This is a genomic window from Paenibacillus sp. TCA20 (assembly GCF_000732325.1).
Taxonomy (GTDB): domain Bacteria; phylum Bacillota; class Bacilli; order Paenibacillales; family Paenibacillaceae; genus Paenibacillus; species Paenibacillus urinalis.
On the sequence record NZ_BBIW01000002.1, the window covers coordinates 427698 to 446289 of the forward strand.

General features: G+C 44.7%; 19 protein-coding genes. 5 read left to right on the forward strand and 14 right to left on the reverse strand.

The features are described 5' to 3' along the window. Window positions 1-35: 35 nt before the first annotated feature. The 4 genes from fumC to TCA2_RS05585 form a co-directional block, all read right to left on the reverse strand. Window positions 36-1424: a class II fumarate hydratase gene (gene fumC / locus TCA2_RS05570; RefSeq protein WP_047910561.1), complete on the reverse strand. Its 1389-nt coding sequence runs from the start codon at window positions 1422-1424 to the stop codon at window positions 36-38. 63 nt (window positions 1425-1487) lie between these two features. Next, window positions 1488-2501: an aldose 1-epimerase gene (locus TCA2_RS05575; protein ID WP_047910562.1), complete on the reverse strand. Its 1014-nt coding sequence runs from the start codon at window positions 2499-2501 to the stop codon at window positions 1488-1490. Between the two features lie 260 nt (window positions 2502-2761). After that, window positions 2762-3568: an MBL fold metallo-hydrolase gene (locus TCA2_RS05580; RefSeq protein WP_047910563.1), complete on the reverse strand. Its 807-nt coding sequence runs from the start codon at window positions 3566-3568 to the stop codon at window positions 2762-2764. Window positions 3569-3764: 196 nt separating this feature from the next. Then, window positions 3765-4004 carry a hypothetical protein gene (locus tag TCA2_RS05585; RefSeq protein ID WP_047910744.1) on the reverse strand — a complete coding sequence of 80 codons (240 nt, stop codon included), beginning with the start codon at window positions 4002-4004 and terminating at the stop codon, window positions 3765-3767. Between the two features lie 244 nt (window positions 4005-4248). On the opposite strand from TCA2_RS05585, the gene TCA2_RS05590 reads away from it, so the two are divergent. Further along, the gene (locus TCA2_RS05590) at window positions 4249-5481 is read left to right on the forward strand and encodes an aminopeptidase (protein WP_047910564.1); all 1233 of its coding nucleotides are present in this window, start codon (window positions 4249-4251) and stop codon (window positions 5479-5481) included. Window positions 5482-5591: 110 nt separating this feature from the next. Here the strand turns inward: TCA2_RS05590 and TCA2_RS05595 are convergent, their stop codons facing one another. Beyond that, window positions 5592-6728 (reverse strand): zinc-dependent alcohol dehydrogenase, encoded by a 1137-nt coding sequence (locus TCA2_RS05595; protein WP_047910565.1) that lies wholly within the window; start codon window positions 6726-6728, stop codon window positions 5592-5594. 197 nt (window positions 6729-6925) lie between these two features. Between TCA2_RS05595 and TCA2_RS27835 the strand changes: the two genes are divergently transcribed. From TCA2_RS27835 to TCA2_RS05610, 4 genes are read left to right on the forward strand one after another with little or no spacing between them, the layout of a single operon-like run. Next, the gene (locus TCA2_RS27835; protein WP_274520932.1) at window positions 6926-7234 is read left to right on the forward strand and encodes an RNA polymerase sigma factor; all 309 of its coding nucleotides are present in this window, start codon (window positions 6926-6928) and stop codon (window positions 7232-7234) included. Window positions 7235-7290: 56 nt separating this feature from the next. Further along, window positions 7291-7515, forward strand: coding sequence for an RNA polymerase sigma factor (locus TCA2_RS27840; protein WP_274520933.1), 225 nt, complete (start codon window positions 7291-7293; stop codon window positions 7513-7515). Continuing rightward, the gene (locus TCA2_RS05605) at window positions 7493-7813 is read left to right on the forward strand and encodes a hypothetical protein (RefSeq protein WP_047910566.1); all 321 of its coding nucleotides are present in this window, start codon (window positions 7493-7495) and stop codon (window positions 7811-7813) included. Before TCA2_RS27840 ends, TCA2_RS05605 begins: the two co-directional genes overlap by 23 nt. A gap of 1 nt (window position 7814) precedes the next feature. Then, entirely contained in the window at window positions 7815-8426 is a 612-nt protein-coding gene (locus TCA2_RS05610; protein WP_047910567.1) for a hypothetical protein, read from the forward strand. 136 nt (window positions 8427-8562) lie between these two features. On the opposite strand, the gene TCA2_RS05615 is transcribed toward TCA2_RS05610, so the two are convergent. From TCA2_RS05615 to TCA2_RS27120, 9 genes are all read right to left on the reverse strand, one after another. Further along, complete coding sequence (locus TCA2_RS05615; protein ID WP_152557660.1) at window positions 8563-9045, reverse strand: hypothetical protein; 483 nt, start codon at window positions 9043-9045, stop codon at window positions 8563-8565. 238 nt (window positions 9046-9283) lie between these two features. Further along, complete coding sequence (locus TCA2_RS05620; RefSeq protein ID WP_081872252.1) at window positions 9284-10666, reverse strand: hemolysin family protein; 1383 nt, start codon at window positions 10664-10666, stop codon at window positions 9284-9286. A gap of 133 nt (window positions 10667-10799) precedes the next feature. Continuing rightward, window positions 10800-11246, reverse strand: a complete 447-nt coding sequence (gene gerQ / locus TCA2_RS05625; protein ID WP_047910570.1) for a spore coat protein GerQ — start codon at window positions 11244-11246, stop codon at window positions 10800-10802. 38 nt (window positions 11247-11284) lie between these two features. Continuing rightward, window positions 11285-11707, reverse strand: a complete 423-nt coding sequence (locus tag TCA2_RS05630) for a cell wall hydrolase (protein WP_047910571.1) — start codon at window positions 11705-11707, stop codon at window positions 11285-11287. A 220-nt stretch (window positions 11708-11927) separates the two neighbouring features. Continuing rightward, window positions 11928-12296 carry a hypothetical protein gene (locus tag TCA2_RS05635; RefSeq protein ID WP_047910572.1) on the reverse strand — a complete coding sequence of 123 codons (369 nt, stop codon included), beginning with the start codon at window positions 12294-12296 and terminating at the stop codon, window positions 11928-11930. Window positions 12297-12517: 221 nt separating this feature from the next. Beyond that, window positions 12518-12682: a hypothetical protein gene (locus tag TCA2_RS27115; protein ID WP_193745995.1), complete on the reverse strand. Its 165-nt coding sequence runs from the start codon at window positions 12680-12682 to the stop codon at window positions 12518-12520. A gap of 129 nt (window positions 12683-12811) precedes the next feature. Next, complete coding sequence (locus TCA2_RS05640) at window positions 12812-15112, reverse strand: glycoside hydrolase N-terminal domain-containing protein (protein ID WP_047910573.1); 2301 nt, start codon at window positions 15110-15112, stop codon at window positions 12812-12814. A gap of 62 nt (window positions 15113-15174) precedes the next feature. Beyond that, window positions 15175-16194, reverse strand: coding sequence for a zinc-binding alcohol dehydrogenase family protein (locus TCA2_RS05645; protein ID WP_047910574.1), 1020 nt, complete (start codon window positions 16192-16194; stop codon window positions 15175-15177). A gap of 339 nt (window positions 16195-16533) precedes the next feature. Continuing rightward, window positions 16534-18537 carry a hypothetical protein gene (locus tag TCA2_RS27120; RefSeq protein ID WP_047910576.1) on the reverse strand — a complete coding sequence of 668 codons (2004 nt, stop codon included), beginning with the start codon at window positions 18535-18537 and terminating at the stop codon, window positions 16534-16536. Window positions 18538-18592: the final 55 nt, after the last annotated feature.

Here is an 18592-nt window from a genome sequence, read left to right on the forward strand (position 1 = left end):
GAGAACTATGCTCTGGCTTAGAATCGATCATATGATTATGCTTTTGGTGCGATCATTTTGGCTGGAACTACATACTCCTCAAATTGTTCTTCTGTCAGCAGTCCTGTTTCCAGAGCTGCTTCCTTTAATGAGAGGCCTTTCTTATGCGCCAGCTTAGCAATGCTTGCCGCGTTCTCATATCCAATATGCGGATTAAGCGCGGTCACCAGCATCAGAGAGTTATTCAGATTGTGTTCAATCTGTGAGCGGTTCGGTTCAATGCCGATTGCACATTTGTCGTTGAATGCAATAATGGAGTCCGCCAGCAATTGAACAGACTGCAAGAAGTTATAGATTATGACCGGCTTAAATACATTCAGCTCAAAATTGCCTTGGCTTGCAGCAAAACCGATTGCCGCATCATTCCCCATGACTTGAGTTACAACCATAGTCAGCGCTTCGCTCTGTGTCGGGTTTACTTTACCTGGCATGATGGAGCTGCCCGGCTCATTCTCAGGGATGGTGATCTCACCAAGTCCACTGCGCGGACCACTCGCAAGCCAGCGTACATCATTAGCAATCTTCATTAGATCGGCTGCTAATGCCTTGACAGCACCATGAGTGTAAACGACTTCGTCATGACTTGTCAGGGCGTGGAATTTATTCGGTGCCGATACAAAATCTTTACCCGTAATGCTGCTAATTTCGGCAGCTGTCATTTCACCAAATTTAGGATGGGCATTAATTCCTGTTCCAACAGCTGTTCCGCCGATAGCGAGCTCCTTCATAGATTCTACACTCGTCTTGATCATTCGCTCGCTCTTGGCCAGCATCGCTTCCCAGCCGCTAATTTCTTGTCCTAATGTAATTGGAGTTGCATCCTGCAAATGAGTACGGCCAATCTTGATAATATCCTGGAACTCTTCTGATTTCTTGCGGAATGTTTCTTTCAGGACAGAGATCGCAGGAAGGAGCTGATCCTCAACTGCCAGTACACCTGCAACATGCAGTGCTGTTGGAAACGTATCGTTAGAGCTCTGTGACATATTTACATGATCATTCGGATGAAGACGCTCCTCTTTGCCTTGCTCAGCAAGCCACTTATTACCCAGATTAGCAATAACCTCATTCGTGTTCATGTTGGACTGTGTTCCGCTACCGGTCTGCCATACAACCAGCGGGAAATGATCGTCAATGCGTCCTGCAAGAATCTCGTCCGCTGCATAACGGATGGCCGCTGCTTTGTCCTCGGACAATTTGCCGAGCTTCAGGTTGCTCTCAGCCGCGCTTTTTTTCAGTATTGCAAAAGCCCGAATCACTTCAATTGGCATCTTCTCTTGCCCGATCGGGAAGTTCTCCTTGCTGCGCTGCGTTTGTGCACCCCATAAGCGGTCAGCAGGTACCTTCATTTCACCCAATGTGTCTTTCTCGATGCGATATTCCACTTGCAACTCCTCCTTAGGTATATGAGATAGGATGTTGTATCATCATGGCATATAGATTCGGCGTTACTTTGGATTCACAATATACAGGCGGCTTGACTCCTCAAAGATCTCTCCAGGTTCAAGGGCAACAAGACCAATCTCTTCGGAAGATCGTCCTGATACATTCGGCGCATTGACCAGATTCATTTGAGGTTCCGGACAGAAGAACTGCTCACATGCATTGTTGTTCCAGATCATCCAGTGCTTATAAGATGTGCCTACATCATACACAAGCTTGGTTCCGGATATCGTGTTCGTCAGCTCCATGTAATTCCGTCCGTTCTGCGGCTCTGCCGTGTAATGGTTGTCCATGGAAGCAAAATAGGGGCTTACTCCTTCCGTCTTCAGCAGCACTTCCTCATCGGTCAGAGGCTGTGTATTGCCTGTTGGAAGATTGCGTTCATTCAGCTCTATCCGCTGTCCAATCGTCGCTTTGGCCACATAATCCGCTGCTGTGCTATTCGGTTCAAACGGCGCATTAATGGCGGTATGGAAGGCAAGAAGATTCGGCATAGATGTCTGACCTTCATTTTCAATCGTGATCTGCTGCTGCAGACCTGCTGCATTCAATGTATAGCGTAAACGTATCGTATATTCAAACGGAAGGTATTGATAATACTCATGACCCTCTCTAACTACCTGTTCAATAATGACGTAGCTCTCCTGATCATTCGCACCATAACTAACCACATTCCAAGGGATGTAGTGTAAGAATCCGTGCAAATGATTGCCTGTTGCTTCTTCATTTACAGGAAGCTGATATACCTCGCCGTTCCATGGGAATTTGCCGTCTTCATATCGATTAGGCGGGAATAGAACCGGGATGCCGTAAATGCCCGGGTTCGCCTTCAATTCTTCAACGTTGTCTTCCCCAGGCTCTCTGAGATACTGATGATTACGCTCTACATCTCGAAAAGAGACAAGATTGCCTCCGATTTCTGGAATGAGCGCAGCTTCATAAGCACCATGCTTCAGCTTGATCGCGGCAAGACCGCCGTACACGCCTTCTGTTGCGGAATAAATTTGTTCTAATGCCATTCTCTCATCATTCCTCCTATTATGTAGCGCTTTCATATCTAGTATTGAACTAGTTCCGTGAATCCATTTTTTATATGAAAATGATTTACCTACTGAACGAATATACCATGTTATTCAAAAAAATTCTATCCAGCACAGCGAAGCAGCGCCCCTAATCACGCGAAAAAAAAGATTGCAGCCCCACATCACTCAAGGCTGCAATCTTCGTTATAATTATTCCGCCAAATATCTTGTTGATCCGCTCTGGTAAGCAGGACCCGCTAAACATATTTCCCATGTCTAGGCACAGCCTGAATCTCAAAATTACGAGCCAGCCGTTCAAGCTGCTCCGTCATCTGGGAGCCTTTCATTACATGTCCATGACCCGTAACCAGCAGTGCCGGCTGTAACAGGTTCAAGCACTCAACAGAACGTTTAGCTTGCTTCCAGTCTATTGTGAAATAGGTAGGGGGTCCGTTCAGCTCTCTATCCTGAAACAATACATGCCATAGAGATTCTTGCTGAACAGTAATCACTGCATCCCCTGCTATGAGTGCGTGATCCGCGTCTCGAAACAACGAAACATGTCCCGGCGAATGTCCCGGTGTATGAATCCAGCGCCAGTCCGGGGCTCCAGGAATGGAATAATTCGCAGGCAGCTCAGCCACCCGATCGTCCAAATGAATGGCTTCATTCGGATATGCAAAAGACAGCTTGGCAAGAAGTCCTCCACTCGCTGACGGGTCCGCAGGAGGATAATCGCTAACTCCGGTCAGATAGGGAAGCTCCATAGGATGGGCATACACAGGCGCTCCCCAATGCTGTACCAGTTCTATAACATTACCTACGTGGTCAAAATGTCCGTGTGTCAAAATGATCGCCGTCGGCGGCCCTTTAAACCGCTCCTCAGCAACATGGATAATATCGCTCGCAAAGCCAGCAAGTCCTGTATCGATCAGTACCCATTGTCTAGTACCCGGTATGCCTACAAACAAGACATTGACAAATAACGTGCGCAAACTCAATATATCGGGTGCAACCTCTTCCAGTGCCGTCTTGCCCTCAGTAATCAGATTGTCAGACTCCATATGACGGATACCTCCCATAAATATATTGGAATGCGCTCCTTTATGTAACCAGATTATAGAGTACCCCGAGCCTTAGTCCGGTATGCACGGTCAATCAGCAGAGAACTCACCTTATTAAATATAGTCAGCATGTCATAGGAATAGACCAAGTACTAATCGTCCAAGGCTTTAAATATAAAAATGCCGATGCTTTCCTCTATTCTGGAATGGTATCAATCGCCGCATCCAGCAATTCATCGAACAGATCATCGTCTTCTTCAATTCTGGCATCCAGCTTCAGAAATTCCTCTTCTTCTCCAGGCTCTCCGGCAAAATGAAGGCTGTAATCCCAATCCTTCCCTCTCTTACTGTAGAACGAAATTTCATATTCCACTGGACTCTCGTCTATAGTAAATACTGTACTGCCCAGCCATTCGTTGTCCTCATTCTTACCCATCGTGGCTCTGATGATTTTATAACTCACTCTTCTTCTCTCCTTATTAGACAGCTATTTTCGTATGCAGCTGGTTCATGAAATTTTTAATGGTTTTTTTGATGAATACCACGTATATTGTACAATAATAAAATAGATATGCGAAAGCAACCCGTTTACGTTAAACTGGGTAAGCAGTACTTTTTTTACCATGGGTAAATTATTATTGCGCTGTGAATGTACAAGCGTGTATTGGAGGATTAATGAAATGAATGATTTCGCACAAAAATTAAAAGCCTATGCTGAGCTCACTGTAAAAGTTGGCGTCAACATCCAGCCAGGTCAAACCTTGATCGTTCATGCTCCGGTCGAATCCAAGGAATTTGCTCGCCTGATCGTTAAGGAAGCCTATGATGCCGGAGCCGCTCTCGTCAAGGTTCAATGGAATGATGAGCAGATCACCCGTATGCAGTACGATCTTGCTGCAGATGAAGTATTCTCGATAGAGCCGAAATGGACTGCCGGAGAAATGACGGAGCTCGTTGAGCAAGGTGCAGCCGTGTTACATATCTTGTCTGAGAATCCGGACCTGTTGAAGGGCGTCAAGCAGGAAAGAATCGTCGCTTCTCAAAAGGCACGCGGCAAAGCGATGGCGAAGTACCGTGCTTATCAGCAGGCTGATAAATTCAGCTGGTGCCTCATCGCTGTACCATCACCTGAATGGGCAGCGAAAGTGTTCCCTGATGCACCACAAGAAGAACAAGTATCGTTATTATGGGACGCTATTTTCCAAACCGTTCGAATCGGAGAAGCAGATCCGGTAGCTGCTTGGCAGACACATCTCTCCACATTGGAGAGCAAGTCTAAGACATTGAACGAGAAGAAATATAAGAAGCTGCACTACAAAGCGCCGGGTACGGATCTTACAATTGAGCTTCCCGAAGGACATCTCTGGGCTCAAGGCGATAGTATCAATGAGAAGGGCTTTACGTTTGTAGCTAATATGCCAACAGAAGAAGTGTTTACTGCCCCTCTTAAGACAGGTGTTAATGGTACGGTATCAAGTACAAAACCGCTAAGCTATGGCGGCAATCTAATTGACAAGTTCTCGCTCACATTCGAGAATGGACGAATCGTAAACGTAACCGCAGAAGAAGGGCTGGAAGCACTGCAAAACCTGGTTGAAATTGACGAAGGCTCTCACTACCTTGGTGAAGTCGCACTTGTGCCGCATCAGTCTCCGATCTCGGACACGAACATTCTGTTCTATAACACCTTGTTTGATGAGAATGCGAGCAATCACCTTGCCATCGGAAGCGCGTATGCCTTCTGTCTCGAAGGCGGCAAAGAAATGGATCAGGAGCAAATTGCTGCTGCTGGACTGAATACGAGCCTAACTCATGTCGATTTCATGATTGGTTCGGGTGAAATGGACATCTATGGCATTACAGCGGATGGGAATGAAGAGCCGATCTTCCTAAAAGGAAATTGGGCGTTTTAATTTAAAAAAACAAACATCAAAGAGCTCAGGTCCTTAGTAGACCTGGGCTCTTTACTTGTGCTCATGAACTGCCGTTTATGTCCTGTTCTCCACATAGGTTTCTGGGTAAGCTACGGCTTGAGAATGACCTTCATGCAGTTTTCTTCCTTATTATTAAACACTTCATAAGCCCTCTCCGCATCTTCCAATCTCATCTGATGTGTTATGATATCGGTCGGGTCGATTTTACCTGACTTAATCTGTGCGTACAGCTCTGGAATCAGGTGAATCACTGGAGCCTGTCCCATCTTCAGCTCTACGTTCCGTTCGAACAAGTGGCCGAGTGGGAACATATTGTAATTGGCTCCGTACACTCCGATTAATTGAATCGTACCAAACTTGCGTACGACCTCAGATGCAGTTCTGAACGCGCCGAGTGACCCTCCTTGCAGCATCAACGCTGTCTCCACCTTCTCCACAGCTGTTCTCTTGGCATCCATTCCGACACAATCGATGACGACATCGGCCCCGCCGTGTGTAATTTCTTTCAAATATCCTTCAAAGCCCTTGATTTCTTCAAAGTTATAAGTCTCGACCTGATTCGTCCGCTTGGCATGATCCAGTCGATAATTCAAATGATCGACAGCAATAACCCGTTTGGCGCCTGCCTGCCAGGCAAATTTGTGTGTAAGGAGACCTACAGGGCCGCAGCCAAGCACGATTACGGTATCACCAGGCTTCACCCCGGCATTCTTGACTCCCCAATAGGCCGTCGGAAGAATATCGGATAAGAACAACAATTTGTCATCTTCCAATTCAGCGTCTTCTGGAATAACAAAAGGCATAAAATTACCATAGGGCACTCTGAGGTATTCCGCTTGGCCTCCCTGATATCCTCCATAGGTATCTGAATACCCTAAATAACCGCCGCTGTCCTTCGTATCATTAGCATGGTCACATTGGCTTTCCATTTCGTGCTTACAGAAGAAGCACTCTCCACAGGATACGTTAAATGGGACGATGACACGGTCCCCTTTTTTGACATGAGTTACTCCTTTGGCAACTTCCTCGACGATTCCCATGGGCTCATGCCCGATCACATAATCTTCATGCATACCAGGAATCAGCCCATTGTAAATATGCAGATCGGATCCGCATATCGCGCTTGAAGTGACTCGTATAATGATATCGTTATTGTCCTGCAAGGAGGGATCAGCGACCTCTTTCACCTTTACCTTCTTTTTACCTTGATATGTTAATGCTTTCATCTAATATCACTCCTTTCTCGCTTATTTTAACCATATGGCTGGATGAACTATCAGATTTATCATTTTTATTTGTGACATTAACTTAATGACAATAGAAACGTATATTTCAAAATTATGGAGTAAACCTTCAAATTATAGTAAAATAGTGGAATGATTGTCCAAAAATAGAGAAGCTTCATGATAGAGAGGGGATATATATGTCTGACCGGATCCAACTGCTGTTGGCTGCGGACTATAATGATCTAGGCGAATCCCTGCAGAGAGAGATCTACTATGAATACTATCAGATGATGTACGGGTTTATCGTATATATGTTGAAGGATCACTCCGCCGCTGAGGACATTATTCAGGAAGCATTCATCAAAATTATTAAAAATAAGCCCGAATTTGAAAATGAAGCCAAGCTGAAAGCATGGCTGAAGGTTGTTACCAAAAACACGGCCATTAATTATTTGAGAAAAATAAAAAATATCGTAACCAACTTGACGCGGACAGTGTTTTCTTAGATGTAGAGACCGCGCAGCAGACATCAGCTTCAATCGAATCCGTAGTGGAAACGAAGATGATGCAGGAATCCATAGAGCGCTATATGGATAAACTCAAACCCGAGTACCGATCTCTGATCGAATTACGATGGAAGGAAGGACTCAGCTATCGTGAGATGGCAGAACTGCTGGACACAAGAGAAGATGTCATTAAGCAGCGTCTCTTCCGCGCCAGAGAACGCATCAAAAAATTGTTGCATAGAGAGTGGGGCGCAGCACATGAGCAAAGAAAAGTCAAATGATTGGCTCGAAGAGCCATTTGACGAAGTATACGAACGAGAGTTTGAGGAGGCCTTCGACCTCGCTTTCGAGAATGCTGCAGCTGCCTCCACATCAGTGAATAAGGAAGCTATGGCAGCATCCTGGGACAAGGTTAATCATGAGATTCAGAATATAAAGAAACGCAAAAAAACGAATCAAACGCTGGCAGCTTGCAGGTGTTATCGCCGCTTCAATTACGATGGGTGCAACCATATTCAGCTCTCCAATAGGAACTCAGGCAAATACGTTTGTTCAGAGACTGCAGCAGGTTGGCGATAATTTGGTTCTTGTGTTCCAGGGACCTAGGCAGGATTTCTCGGGAGCGAAGACCCCTCCGCCTCCAGGTATGATTGAGAATCCAAGCTACAATTTTAGCGGGGATCCAGAAGAGCTGTACAGCCAATTCGAGAATCAAGTCAGTGTACAGCACAATTTATTTCTCGTGGAGGTACCCAAAGAAAAGGCGTTCAGCAATACCACATTTCATATAAACAATTTCGATCTCCCGCTGACTCCAACGCATATCAAATATCATCTGCTGCTGGATCAGGAGAATCCGGTTTACCCTGAGAATCCTTACTTATCAAATGAAATTTATATTGAGTATTTCGATGGAGATGAACGAATAGCGAAAGTTTCTGTTAAGAAAATGTTCTCCGTGAATCCTGGTGCACCAGAGTCAGGTCCGGCATTCAGCGGAGTTCCTGAGGAAGTTGCACTTGATGATGGTACAGTCGCTGTCTTCTATGAGAATATGGAACATGATCAGCTCGCTTACCGAAGCAATCTCGTTATGGTCATGCTGATGGGATCCGAATCTATTTCGAAGGAAGAGCTTCTTAAATTCGCTAACATCATTCAAGAGACGAATCAATTTCCAATGAAAGAATAGCTGAGAGATAAAGAGGTGTCTTACGTTTACGTAGGACACCTCTTTCATGTTCTTTTGGTCTATTTAAAATTACGATAAATCGTTGTTATATGAATTATTCATATTAAATGAAGATTAATTCCACATTCTCTAGATGCTAGTTATACAAATAGCCAGGTGTATAAAATGAAGCCTTTTCCACGGTACCATTGATTCTAACCATATGTGTAGAGAGCGTTCTGTAATAATAACCCTTATTTAGATTGTATACCGTCTGGTTGGTTTCGACACTTTTGGAATGCGTTGTAGAATTCGAAACTGCTCTTTCGCTCCTCCAAGCGGAGCCATCCCATCTTTGCAGTGTCACATCCACACTGATGAAATCAGCAGCAAGCTTCGCTTCTGTATGTCCTGCTATGTAAATACTGCTGGCATTCATCGTTAACTCCGATTTAAATCCAACAAGAAACTGATACGTTGCAAACGGAGTAATAAAACCCGATTCCTCAGGCGGCTTTGACGTTAATGCCCCGGGTTCACGCTGTTCTTCGGCTCCCGCTAAGCTGGCAGCAATCAGGGATACGATGAGCAATAGAGGAAATAAAATAATCGTTTTTTGATTTTTCTTAGATTTGAACATTAACATCACCATTCCTCACTATGTTATTTGGTTAAATCTATCAAATAGTACGGACGAGGTTTTGTACTCGTTTCACTGATTAATAGATTGTCATTTGGTGATGACAAAAAATTATGAATCTATTAAAATCCCTTGATTTGAGCAGCGGAAGTTATTTTGTAATCGTCTCTATGAACACAAAAAAATACTTTACGGTAATGTCCGCCGCAAAGTATTAGACAATGACTAAACTATTTAATTAAGCCCCAGCTTCCTTATGACTGCTCACTGTCTTCTTCTTGACCTCAATTCTGGATATTCGATGATGATCCACTTCCTCAATTCGATATTGGTAATCACCATACGAGATACAATCCCCTGGCCTCGGTGGAAAGGAATTCAACATGGATAATGCCCAGCCGCCAAGAGTGTCATAGCCCGACTCTTCAATATCGAGGGACAAGAGCTGGTTAAGCTCCTCCAAGAGAATGAGTCCATCGATGGAGTATTCAGAAGCTCCTATATATTCCACAAGCGGTCTTTCATTATCAAACTCATCTTGGATTTCACCCAGAATCTCCTCCACGATATCTTCAAGCGTCACTAGTCCAGAGGTTCCTCCATACTCATCAATTACGATCGCAATCTGAGTTCTGGACACCTTCATTTGCTTCAGCAGAATGGCAATCGACGTTGATTCCGGAACCGTAAGAATGGGACGAATCGTCGTTAAATATTCCTCCATCCCTGACATGAACAAATCCTTAAGGTGAACAAAGCCGATAATCTGATCCTTATCACCGGTACAGACAGGATAACGGGTCCGCATTTGCATGCTTGCAATGGTCAAATTCTCATGAATCGTCCATTCCGTATTCAAGCAGATCATCTCAGTACGAGGAATCATAATTTCTCTAGCGGTTGTTGCGGAGAAATCAAAGATGTTATCAAGCAGTGTATATTCAAATGCATCAATCACACCGTCATTTTTGCTGTCCTTCATAAGCTGCAGCCATTCTTCTTCACTCTGTACCTTTTCCTTCTTCACAGATAAATGAGTCCCCTCCTGATGAGCAGGACCTCTTGCTCCTATATTCAAGCACCAAATGAGAGGAGACATAAAGAACGTAAACAAGATAAGAAATCTGCCTGACTTTCTTAAGAGACGCTCCTGAACATGAGAAGACAAAACAGAGGGTATCCATCGTCCTGCCCCAAGATAGGTTAACGTAATGACAATAATAGCAAGCGTTGTAGACAGCACTGCTGCTGGCCATACATCTAGACCCATATTTTCCAGAAGCGGTGATAACCTCGAGGAGATTGCAGCTTCACTGAGCCAGCCGAGTCCAATAACGGGCAAAAATATGCCAAGCTGACAGGTGGTGCGATATTTAGCTTTGTCAGCTGCAAGTATAGATAACACTTCGTGATGATCGGTCTCCTGGCTGCTCACCTGATTACGCACTAGTGACAACCGGCCAATAGCACTGTCTAGAGCTGCAAACAACCCGCTGATTAGAGCGAGTGCCAATATAATCATTACATAGATGCCAAACGATAGAGGGTCACTCAAATAAGGTCCCGTATCCCGAATTCGGTAACGGGTCCACCTCCTTTTTATCGAGCATGAAGTACTCATACCACATACAATTGCTGATATATATGCTCCGCTGGCTGAAATAATGGCAAAAAAATAGCCTTTGATGTCCAGAGTTTTCGTTCTCCTGGATCATCAAAGGCTATCCCTTATTTTATATTACGACGTCACTGTATTAACGTCTTCCGCCACGAGGCGCTGTTGGAGCATACGGATATTCATAGTTCAACGGCTCATCGAATGTTGCATAATCAAAATTCACCATCAGGATGATGATCCGTTGACCTGTGTTTGGATCACTGATAATAATGTGGTCGCGGCCTGCCGCTTCAAGGATGCCTTGGAATACTTTAGCGTTCCACTCTCTGTTGCCTTCATATGTCGCATAGAATGTACCGAATTTCCCAAGGTTCAATCTAAGTATATTTTCAACAAAAGATTGCTCAGTGAACGGAATAGTTTGCTGAATGACCGCACCATTCGGCGTCATTACACTTCCGCTGGATACTTCGGGTGGAACTACAGTCATTCCTCCCTGCATCCCTTGCATGTTTCTTGGAGCATTTGCAGGCCCCGAATTTCCGATCTTATACGATACAGGCTGATATGGTTGGTTAAACATTTAAATACCTCCCTAATAGTAAGGTGTGCATCAATGTGCTAAAAAACCGCCGGACAGTCCGCCCCAGATGGGCTGAAGAAACAGTGTGCACGGAATCTTCCGGTATTCTGTTGGTTATACCAAGTTGCCGGACATGCTCCAGCTGGTCTGAAGAACCAGAGGGCATTGCTTGCAGGCCATACTTTTTCACCGTTAATAACACGTCTGGCCAAACGAATTTCGGACTCTCTCGCCGCTTGATAAAAGTATCCTTTTTGAATCGCCTCAAAGCCGCCTGGTGACTGGTATACCATATCGTTAATGGAGCGAATATTACGAAAATCAAGACATCCGCCAAGGATCCGGTTCACACCCACGTTCCCTACCAGAAGCATACCTGTTTCTCCGTCTTCCTCTGCCTCGGCTCTCATAAGCCGTGCGAGCACTTTTACATCCTCAGAATTTGCTTTAATAACCGCCAAATACGTTCCCTCCTCCCTGTAAGTCGTAAGCCTCTCGCCTAGTACCCTATATCCTATTGTGCATTCGCCCAGTTCGTGACACTTCTCTACAAAAAAAATACAAAAAAATCCTGCATCCGCGTCAAGCAACGATCTACAGGATAGGCAAAACCAATGAAAATAACGAATAATGTTAAACAGACGAGTGTCACTACTTTCTGTCCAGTTAGAAATAAATTTCTTAATCCTGATCTTTAAACAAACGATCTAAGTAATCCTTCAACGACTCATGATGTGAGATTTCATAAGATATGTCCATATATTTAGGAAAAAAACCACTGCCAATCAACACATCATCCTTGATTACAATCATTCTTTTCTTCAACTCCACTGCTATTCCGAATTCAATATACGCATGCGGATCCCATTCATTCGAAACAACAACATAATCCGCGTTCTCTATATTTATCCTGGATTCCTTAATGCTGTTCATATTGGTTTGGGTAATATTTATTTCATTCTGTAAAAACAACATGGCGTTTAGTTCTTTCCCTGGAATCGTAGGAATAGCAGGACCCGCAGCAAGAATGATATGTACGTTCTTCTTCATCAGATAACACTCCTTCCTCTAACTTCCATAAATTACACGAACAATGTAACAACGAATCTAACACTCGCACTTAACCTTCTTCTTTACTTGGCTTAAGGTCTTAATTGTATTAACCCGATAGTCATACAAATCATACTAATGGCCCAAAGTATTCCAATCCATCCGATCGTTAGGGAATTCTGTGATGAACTGGCTGTTGCTCTCGTTTCCAACAGTTGGATTCACCCCATTGCTCCCCAAGAAAATAAAACTAAATGTGCTAAGATAAAGCCGTAGCCTGCTTTTTTATGTCTAACCATTAACACAATTACAATGACAACAACCGTTCCCATAACCGCTAACATACAGAATGATAGTAATAATAGTACCTCTTCTTCTAATAGCATTGAATTCTCCTCTTAAGCTCATAGGTTGGTTAGACATAGCACTCGTATTCAAAAAAACACCGACGCAAATAACGCCGGTGTTAATAGGGTAATGACTCATTTCAAGTTGATCGATAAGCGTATTATATATTAGTAAGCAGTTATTATATACTTATCACCCTTTACAGTCGGCAACTCTAATAAATTCCCAACGCGTTCTGCCGATAATTCACTTCCATCTGCTGATGCAATACGTATGAGGGAATCCGAGTAAATACGAAGCTTCTCTCCACGATCCGAAGTAATTACTCCGTTTGTGAGTTTATGCTCCTCCCATTCGATATCAATTGTGAAGCCTCCTCTTGCGCGAAGTCCTGTTACACTCCCTTGCTTCCAAGCTTGTGGTAAGGCCGGAAGAATCCGGATACCATCAAGATGACTTTGCAGCAGCATCTCGGCAATTCCTGCAGCTGCCCCAAAGTTGCCGTCAATCTGAAATGGAGGGTGATTGTCAAACAAGTTGGGAAGTGTTGATTTCTTCAGCAGCTCTCTAGTATGATAGTAAGCCTGCTCTCCGTCCAACAAACGAGCCCAAAAATTAATAATCCACGCTCTACTCCATCCTGTATGTCCTCCACCATTCTTCAATCGACGATGAAGTGTAATCCTGGCTGCATCAGCTAAGTCCGGGGTATAATCCGGACTAATTGTAGTTCCCGGATGAAGAGCAAACAGATGAGAGATGTGCCTGTGTCCAGGATCTTTTTCTTCATAATCTACTAGCCACTCCTGCAGTTGACCATATTGGCCTACTTTCATATCGGGTAGACGAGAAATGATCTTCGCCCATTCCTTACGAAGACTCTCATCGGTGCTTAGCAACCTACTGGCCTCAATACAGGCATTCAATAGCTCTGTTAAAATTTGATTGTCCATAGAAGGACCGTAGCATAGAGTACCTGACTCTCCGCTAGGAAGCCCATACCGATTCTCCGGTGATACGGAGGGATTCGTCACAAGATACCCTTCAGGACTTTCGATGAGAAAATCTTGAAAGAACAAGGTAGCCTCTTTCATCGTTTCATAAGCCTGTTCCAAGAATGCTGGATCAGGATTATATTTGTAGTGTTCCCATAGATGAAGCGTCAACCATGCGCCGCCCATAACCCATTGTGTAGCAGGTGGATAAATATCCTGCGGCGCGGTATCTGCCCAAATATCGGTATTATGGTGAGCGACAAACCCTCGGCAGCCATACATTTTCTCTGCTGTTACACGGCCGTTCGCCCTCATTCGTTCGATCAATTCAAACAACGGTAGATGACATTCTGCAAGATTACAGCTCTCCGCTGGCCAATAATTCATCTGGGTATTAATATTAATCGTAAACTTACTGTCCCAAGGCGGCGACATGGAATCATTCCATATCCCTTGCAGGTTGGCTGGCAGTGATCCAGGACGGCTGCTCGAAATAAGCAAATATCGCCCAAAGTGAAAATGTAACGCGTATAGACCCGTATCCTCCCCTCCTGATTGCAACTTTTCCAGCCGCTTATTTACGGGTTCAACAGAAGGCGACTCGGAGGGCTTTCCCAGGTTAAGCTGCACTCTATTAAACAAATGCTGATAGTCCTGAATATGTGTTTCTTTTAAGAGGTTAAATTCCTTGACTGCGGCCTGATTCAACAGCTCGTAGCATTGCTTCTTTGGGTCCTTGAAACGAAAAGTGCTCGCGACAGCGAGGAGGATAACAACCTCATCTGCCTGATCTATTATCAGATGCTCACCCACTACCCTAACGGTTCCACCGACAGGGATGGCTTTGGCAGCCGCGCTATAAACGAGCCCCTCCCTTCCACCGCAATCATTGGTCATTACAATCGTGTCCGTTCCATGCCGATGAGACTCATCCATATGCTTGCCCTTCTTCCGTTCAAATCGGGAAGTGAGAGACAATGCACCAGGGCGGTCCGCTTCAAGTCTTATTATCATCACCTGATCCGGATAACTGCAAAATACCACCCGTCGATAGGTAATACCACCATATTCATAGGTTGTGATAGCCACCGCTTTTTCCAAATCGAGTTCCCTGCGGTAATTGGCCAGCTCCCCTTCAGGATGATCAAAATGAATGAAAAAGTCCCCCGCCGTTAAATAATGCCTCTGACTGCGTGGTGTTCCGGAAAAGGCGGCTTCTGATAAACGATGGGCTTCGATCAGCCTTCCCTCAAACAGTAACTCTCGAATAAGAGAGAGGTTCGCAAGAGCATCCGGGTTGTTTCGATCTCTCGGACCTCCATACCAGATTGAATCTTCGTTAAATTGGATTTGCTCCTCTTCAACGCAGCCAAATACCATGCCGCCTAATCTTCCATTCCCGATCGGAAGGGCTTCATTCCAGTTTAGGGCTGGTTGGTCGTACCATAACGTCGTTTCGGCAGTTAATGACATTCGGTCCTCCTGAAATATAAGTCGTATATATAATTCTTACTTTAGCTGCAATCGACTTGCCTCTATAATTCCACTACAGCTTTAATCACTTTCGATTCAGGCTCTAGCCACTCATCAAACAAATTAGCCATCTCTTCTAACGAAGCACGATGAGTAATATACTGATCCAGATTGATTCTGCCTGTGGAGATAGTCTTTATGACGTGAGCAAAATCCTCTCTTGTTGCATTCCGGCTGCCCATAATGGTTAGTTCTCGTTTATGAAACTCTGGGTCGTTGAACGTAATATTGCCCTTAACGAGACCTACATATAGCAAAGTCCCGCCATGAGCAGTATAATTGAAAGCATTTGTCATGGATGTAATATTACCCGTTGCATCAATGACGATGGGCATAAGCGCTCCAGCCGTTAATTTTGAGAGCTGCTCAAGCAGGTCCTCGTCAGCTGCGTTAATGGTATGGTTAACCTTAGCCCACGAGCGGCAAAAATCTAACCGTTCCTTGTTAACATCCATAGCAATGACATTGGCTCCTGCCTCTTTTGCGAGTGTCATGACACCAAGTCCAATGGGTCCGCCTCCAATAACAAGCACTTCTGTACCTTCACAAATTCCGGATCTGCGAACCGCATGAGCACCAATAGCCAGCGGCTCGATCATTGCTGTATGGTCCAGGGATAATCCTTCGGACTTTAATAGATGTGATATCGGAACCTTAATTCTTTCGCACAGTCCCCCGTCCACATGTACTCCCAATACTTGAAGCTGCATGCAGCAGTTGGGTCTCCCCGATCTGCAGGCTATGCAATGATTACAGTGTAAATAAGGAACAATGGTGACCTGATCTCCTGGTAATATGCCTTGATCTTGGTTGCTAATCTTTGTGACGATCCCAGCCAGTTCATGTCCTAAGATGCGCGGATATTCAAAAAAAGGCTGGTTCCCTTGATAAGCGTGCAGGTCGGTCCCACAAATGCCAACCCGCTTTATTTCAATTACTGCTTCATCCTGCCCCAGTATCGGCTCAGGTAAATCTGTAGCATAACGAAACGTTCCGATTTGTTCGCAAATGATACCTCTCATTCTTCATATCCCTCCCGGCTTCCAATGAATGCGGTTACATTTTAACATTTCTTCCTAATCGAATATTCGCGGGAAGGACCTCCATTGCCTTCTTCAGGTAGGTTTTATTTTGTATTCTCGTAGGATTCTTTATATTCTGCTGCCATTTGATCTCCGCCGCTCGTTCTCCACCGTTCAACCTCGACACAAATGCTAGAATGCAGTACATCGAATTTGCTGCTGTAACAGATTTGTCTCTTTTTATGTATCCTGAATATGTATAATCGTCTATAGACGAAAAAAAAGCCGCCCTCATTAGGGCAGCTCTGTAATATCTGACATGCTGTTCAACATTTTTAATTAAGGATTAGCAGTAATCCAATAATCGTAAGAATGGACAACATATCCTTGGTAAGCTTCATAGTTAGCAAGCAAATCCGGTAATTTAGCAAGCTCTTCTTCCATGTAAGCTTCTCCTTCTTCATAGAAGGTAATATGATCGCCCTCATGGCTTTGTTTCATCTCAACAGAGACGAGAAGCGGCTTACCTAAACGGTCTGCAATCTCCATTTCTTGGGCTACAACCGCTGCTATTCCGTTTGATCCCTCTGCGGTATCACGGAAGGCCATTAATGAAACATGATCAAGTGTCTGAATCATCCATTCACTAACCGTTATATTCTTGCCTGGAAGCTCATATGCGTCAAGCCATACAGCGAGATCGGCACTCGTCTCCAGATCAGAATTTTTTTTGGTCTCTCGTGCAAAGTATTCCATATTTGCGGCCCATTCTGTAAGTACACGGTCACGGTCAATATGCCAGGCCTCATTTGTATACGGCTCTACATCAACATGGATACCATGGAATTTCTCCTGCTCCGAAGCATGCTGATTATATTCCTTAACATAATTGATTAACCGGGTAATACGGGGTCGGTTCTCTTCAAGCCCCCATATCGGATGGCCTCCCATGGCATGAACCTCGATCCCCATGGCTGCTGCCTGACTGACAAAATTTCGATACAGCTCAAACGGCTGCTCCAAATCAAGTCTTACATACAAATAATTTATATTTTTCTCTTCTACAAATTCGAGCACGCGTTCACTGTCATGAATCACTTGCTCTGCTTGCCAAATGTACGTCCCCCGGATAGAGCCCGGTTCTGGATCCGGCGTTGGCTCTGGATCCGGTGTTGGCTCTGGATCCGGTGTTGGTTCTGGATCCGGTGTTGGCTCTGGATCCGGTGTTGGCTCTGGATCCGGTGTTGGCTCTGGATCCGGTGTTGGCTCTGGATCCGGTGTTGGTTCTGGATCTGGTGTTGGTTCTGGATCCGGTGTTGGTTCTGGATCCGGTGTTGGCTCTGGATCCGGTGTTGGCTCTGGATCCGGTGTTGGTTCTGGATCCGGTGTTGGTTCTGGATCCGGTGTTGGTTCTGAATCCGGTGTTGGTTCTGGATCCGGTGTTGGCTCTGGATCTGTACCGTTTTCGCTGAGGTTAGACCAATACACATAATCATGCACTGCTACGCCGGCAAAATTGCGGTATTCCTGCAGTGATAATGACACCTCGTTAAGTACAGCTTCCATTTCTTCTGCTGATTTACCTGCAAATGAGGTGTACTCTTCACCTGGCATCGGTTTTGTGTTTACAGCGATAACAACCTTTGCGTCATAAGCTTCCGACCATTCCATTTCTTGCTCAATTACATGAGAAATGCTGTCATCGCCGGTTGCTTTATCACGGTAAGCCATTAAAGTGATTTGATCAAACCTATTCATGAACCATTGGATTAGCGGCGTATCGGTCTCAGGCACTTCATATTGGTCATACCAAAAAGGCAGGTCAATGGCACTGATTAGAGAAGCATCCTGATTCGCAACGTCTAAAAACAGCTCAAGATTGGTTAAATAGGATTGAATGATAGACTCGCTGTCCTCGCTCCAATCATTCAGAACATAGGGTTCAATATCCAGATGAATTCCTGCAAACTGTTCCGATTCCTCAGATTCAGCATTGTAATCAACAACCCAGTTAGCAAATTGAAGCAGCCGTTCTCTCCCACCTTCTGTCGCCCAGTAAGGATGGCCTGCGAGTGCATCAACCTTGATCCCCCGCTCCTGCGCATTTCGCACAAAGGTCTGATACATTTCCTCTGGCTGATTCATATCAATTCTTAAGTAAATATGATCAATATTTTGATTGTCGGCGTATTCCAGTACATCTTGGCCGCCATCTGCGATGGTCTCTGCCTGCCATAACCATGTTGCCCGCGTAGATGAATGACTCGATTCAAAAGCAGTCATAAATATAACACTTATGAATAAGACAACCCATAATAAACCGCGGGATTGATTGCGTATCATATCCTCCCTCCAATTCTCCTCTCTTTTTTGAACCAACGCTATTATAGCAGTGGAT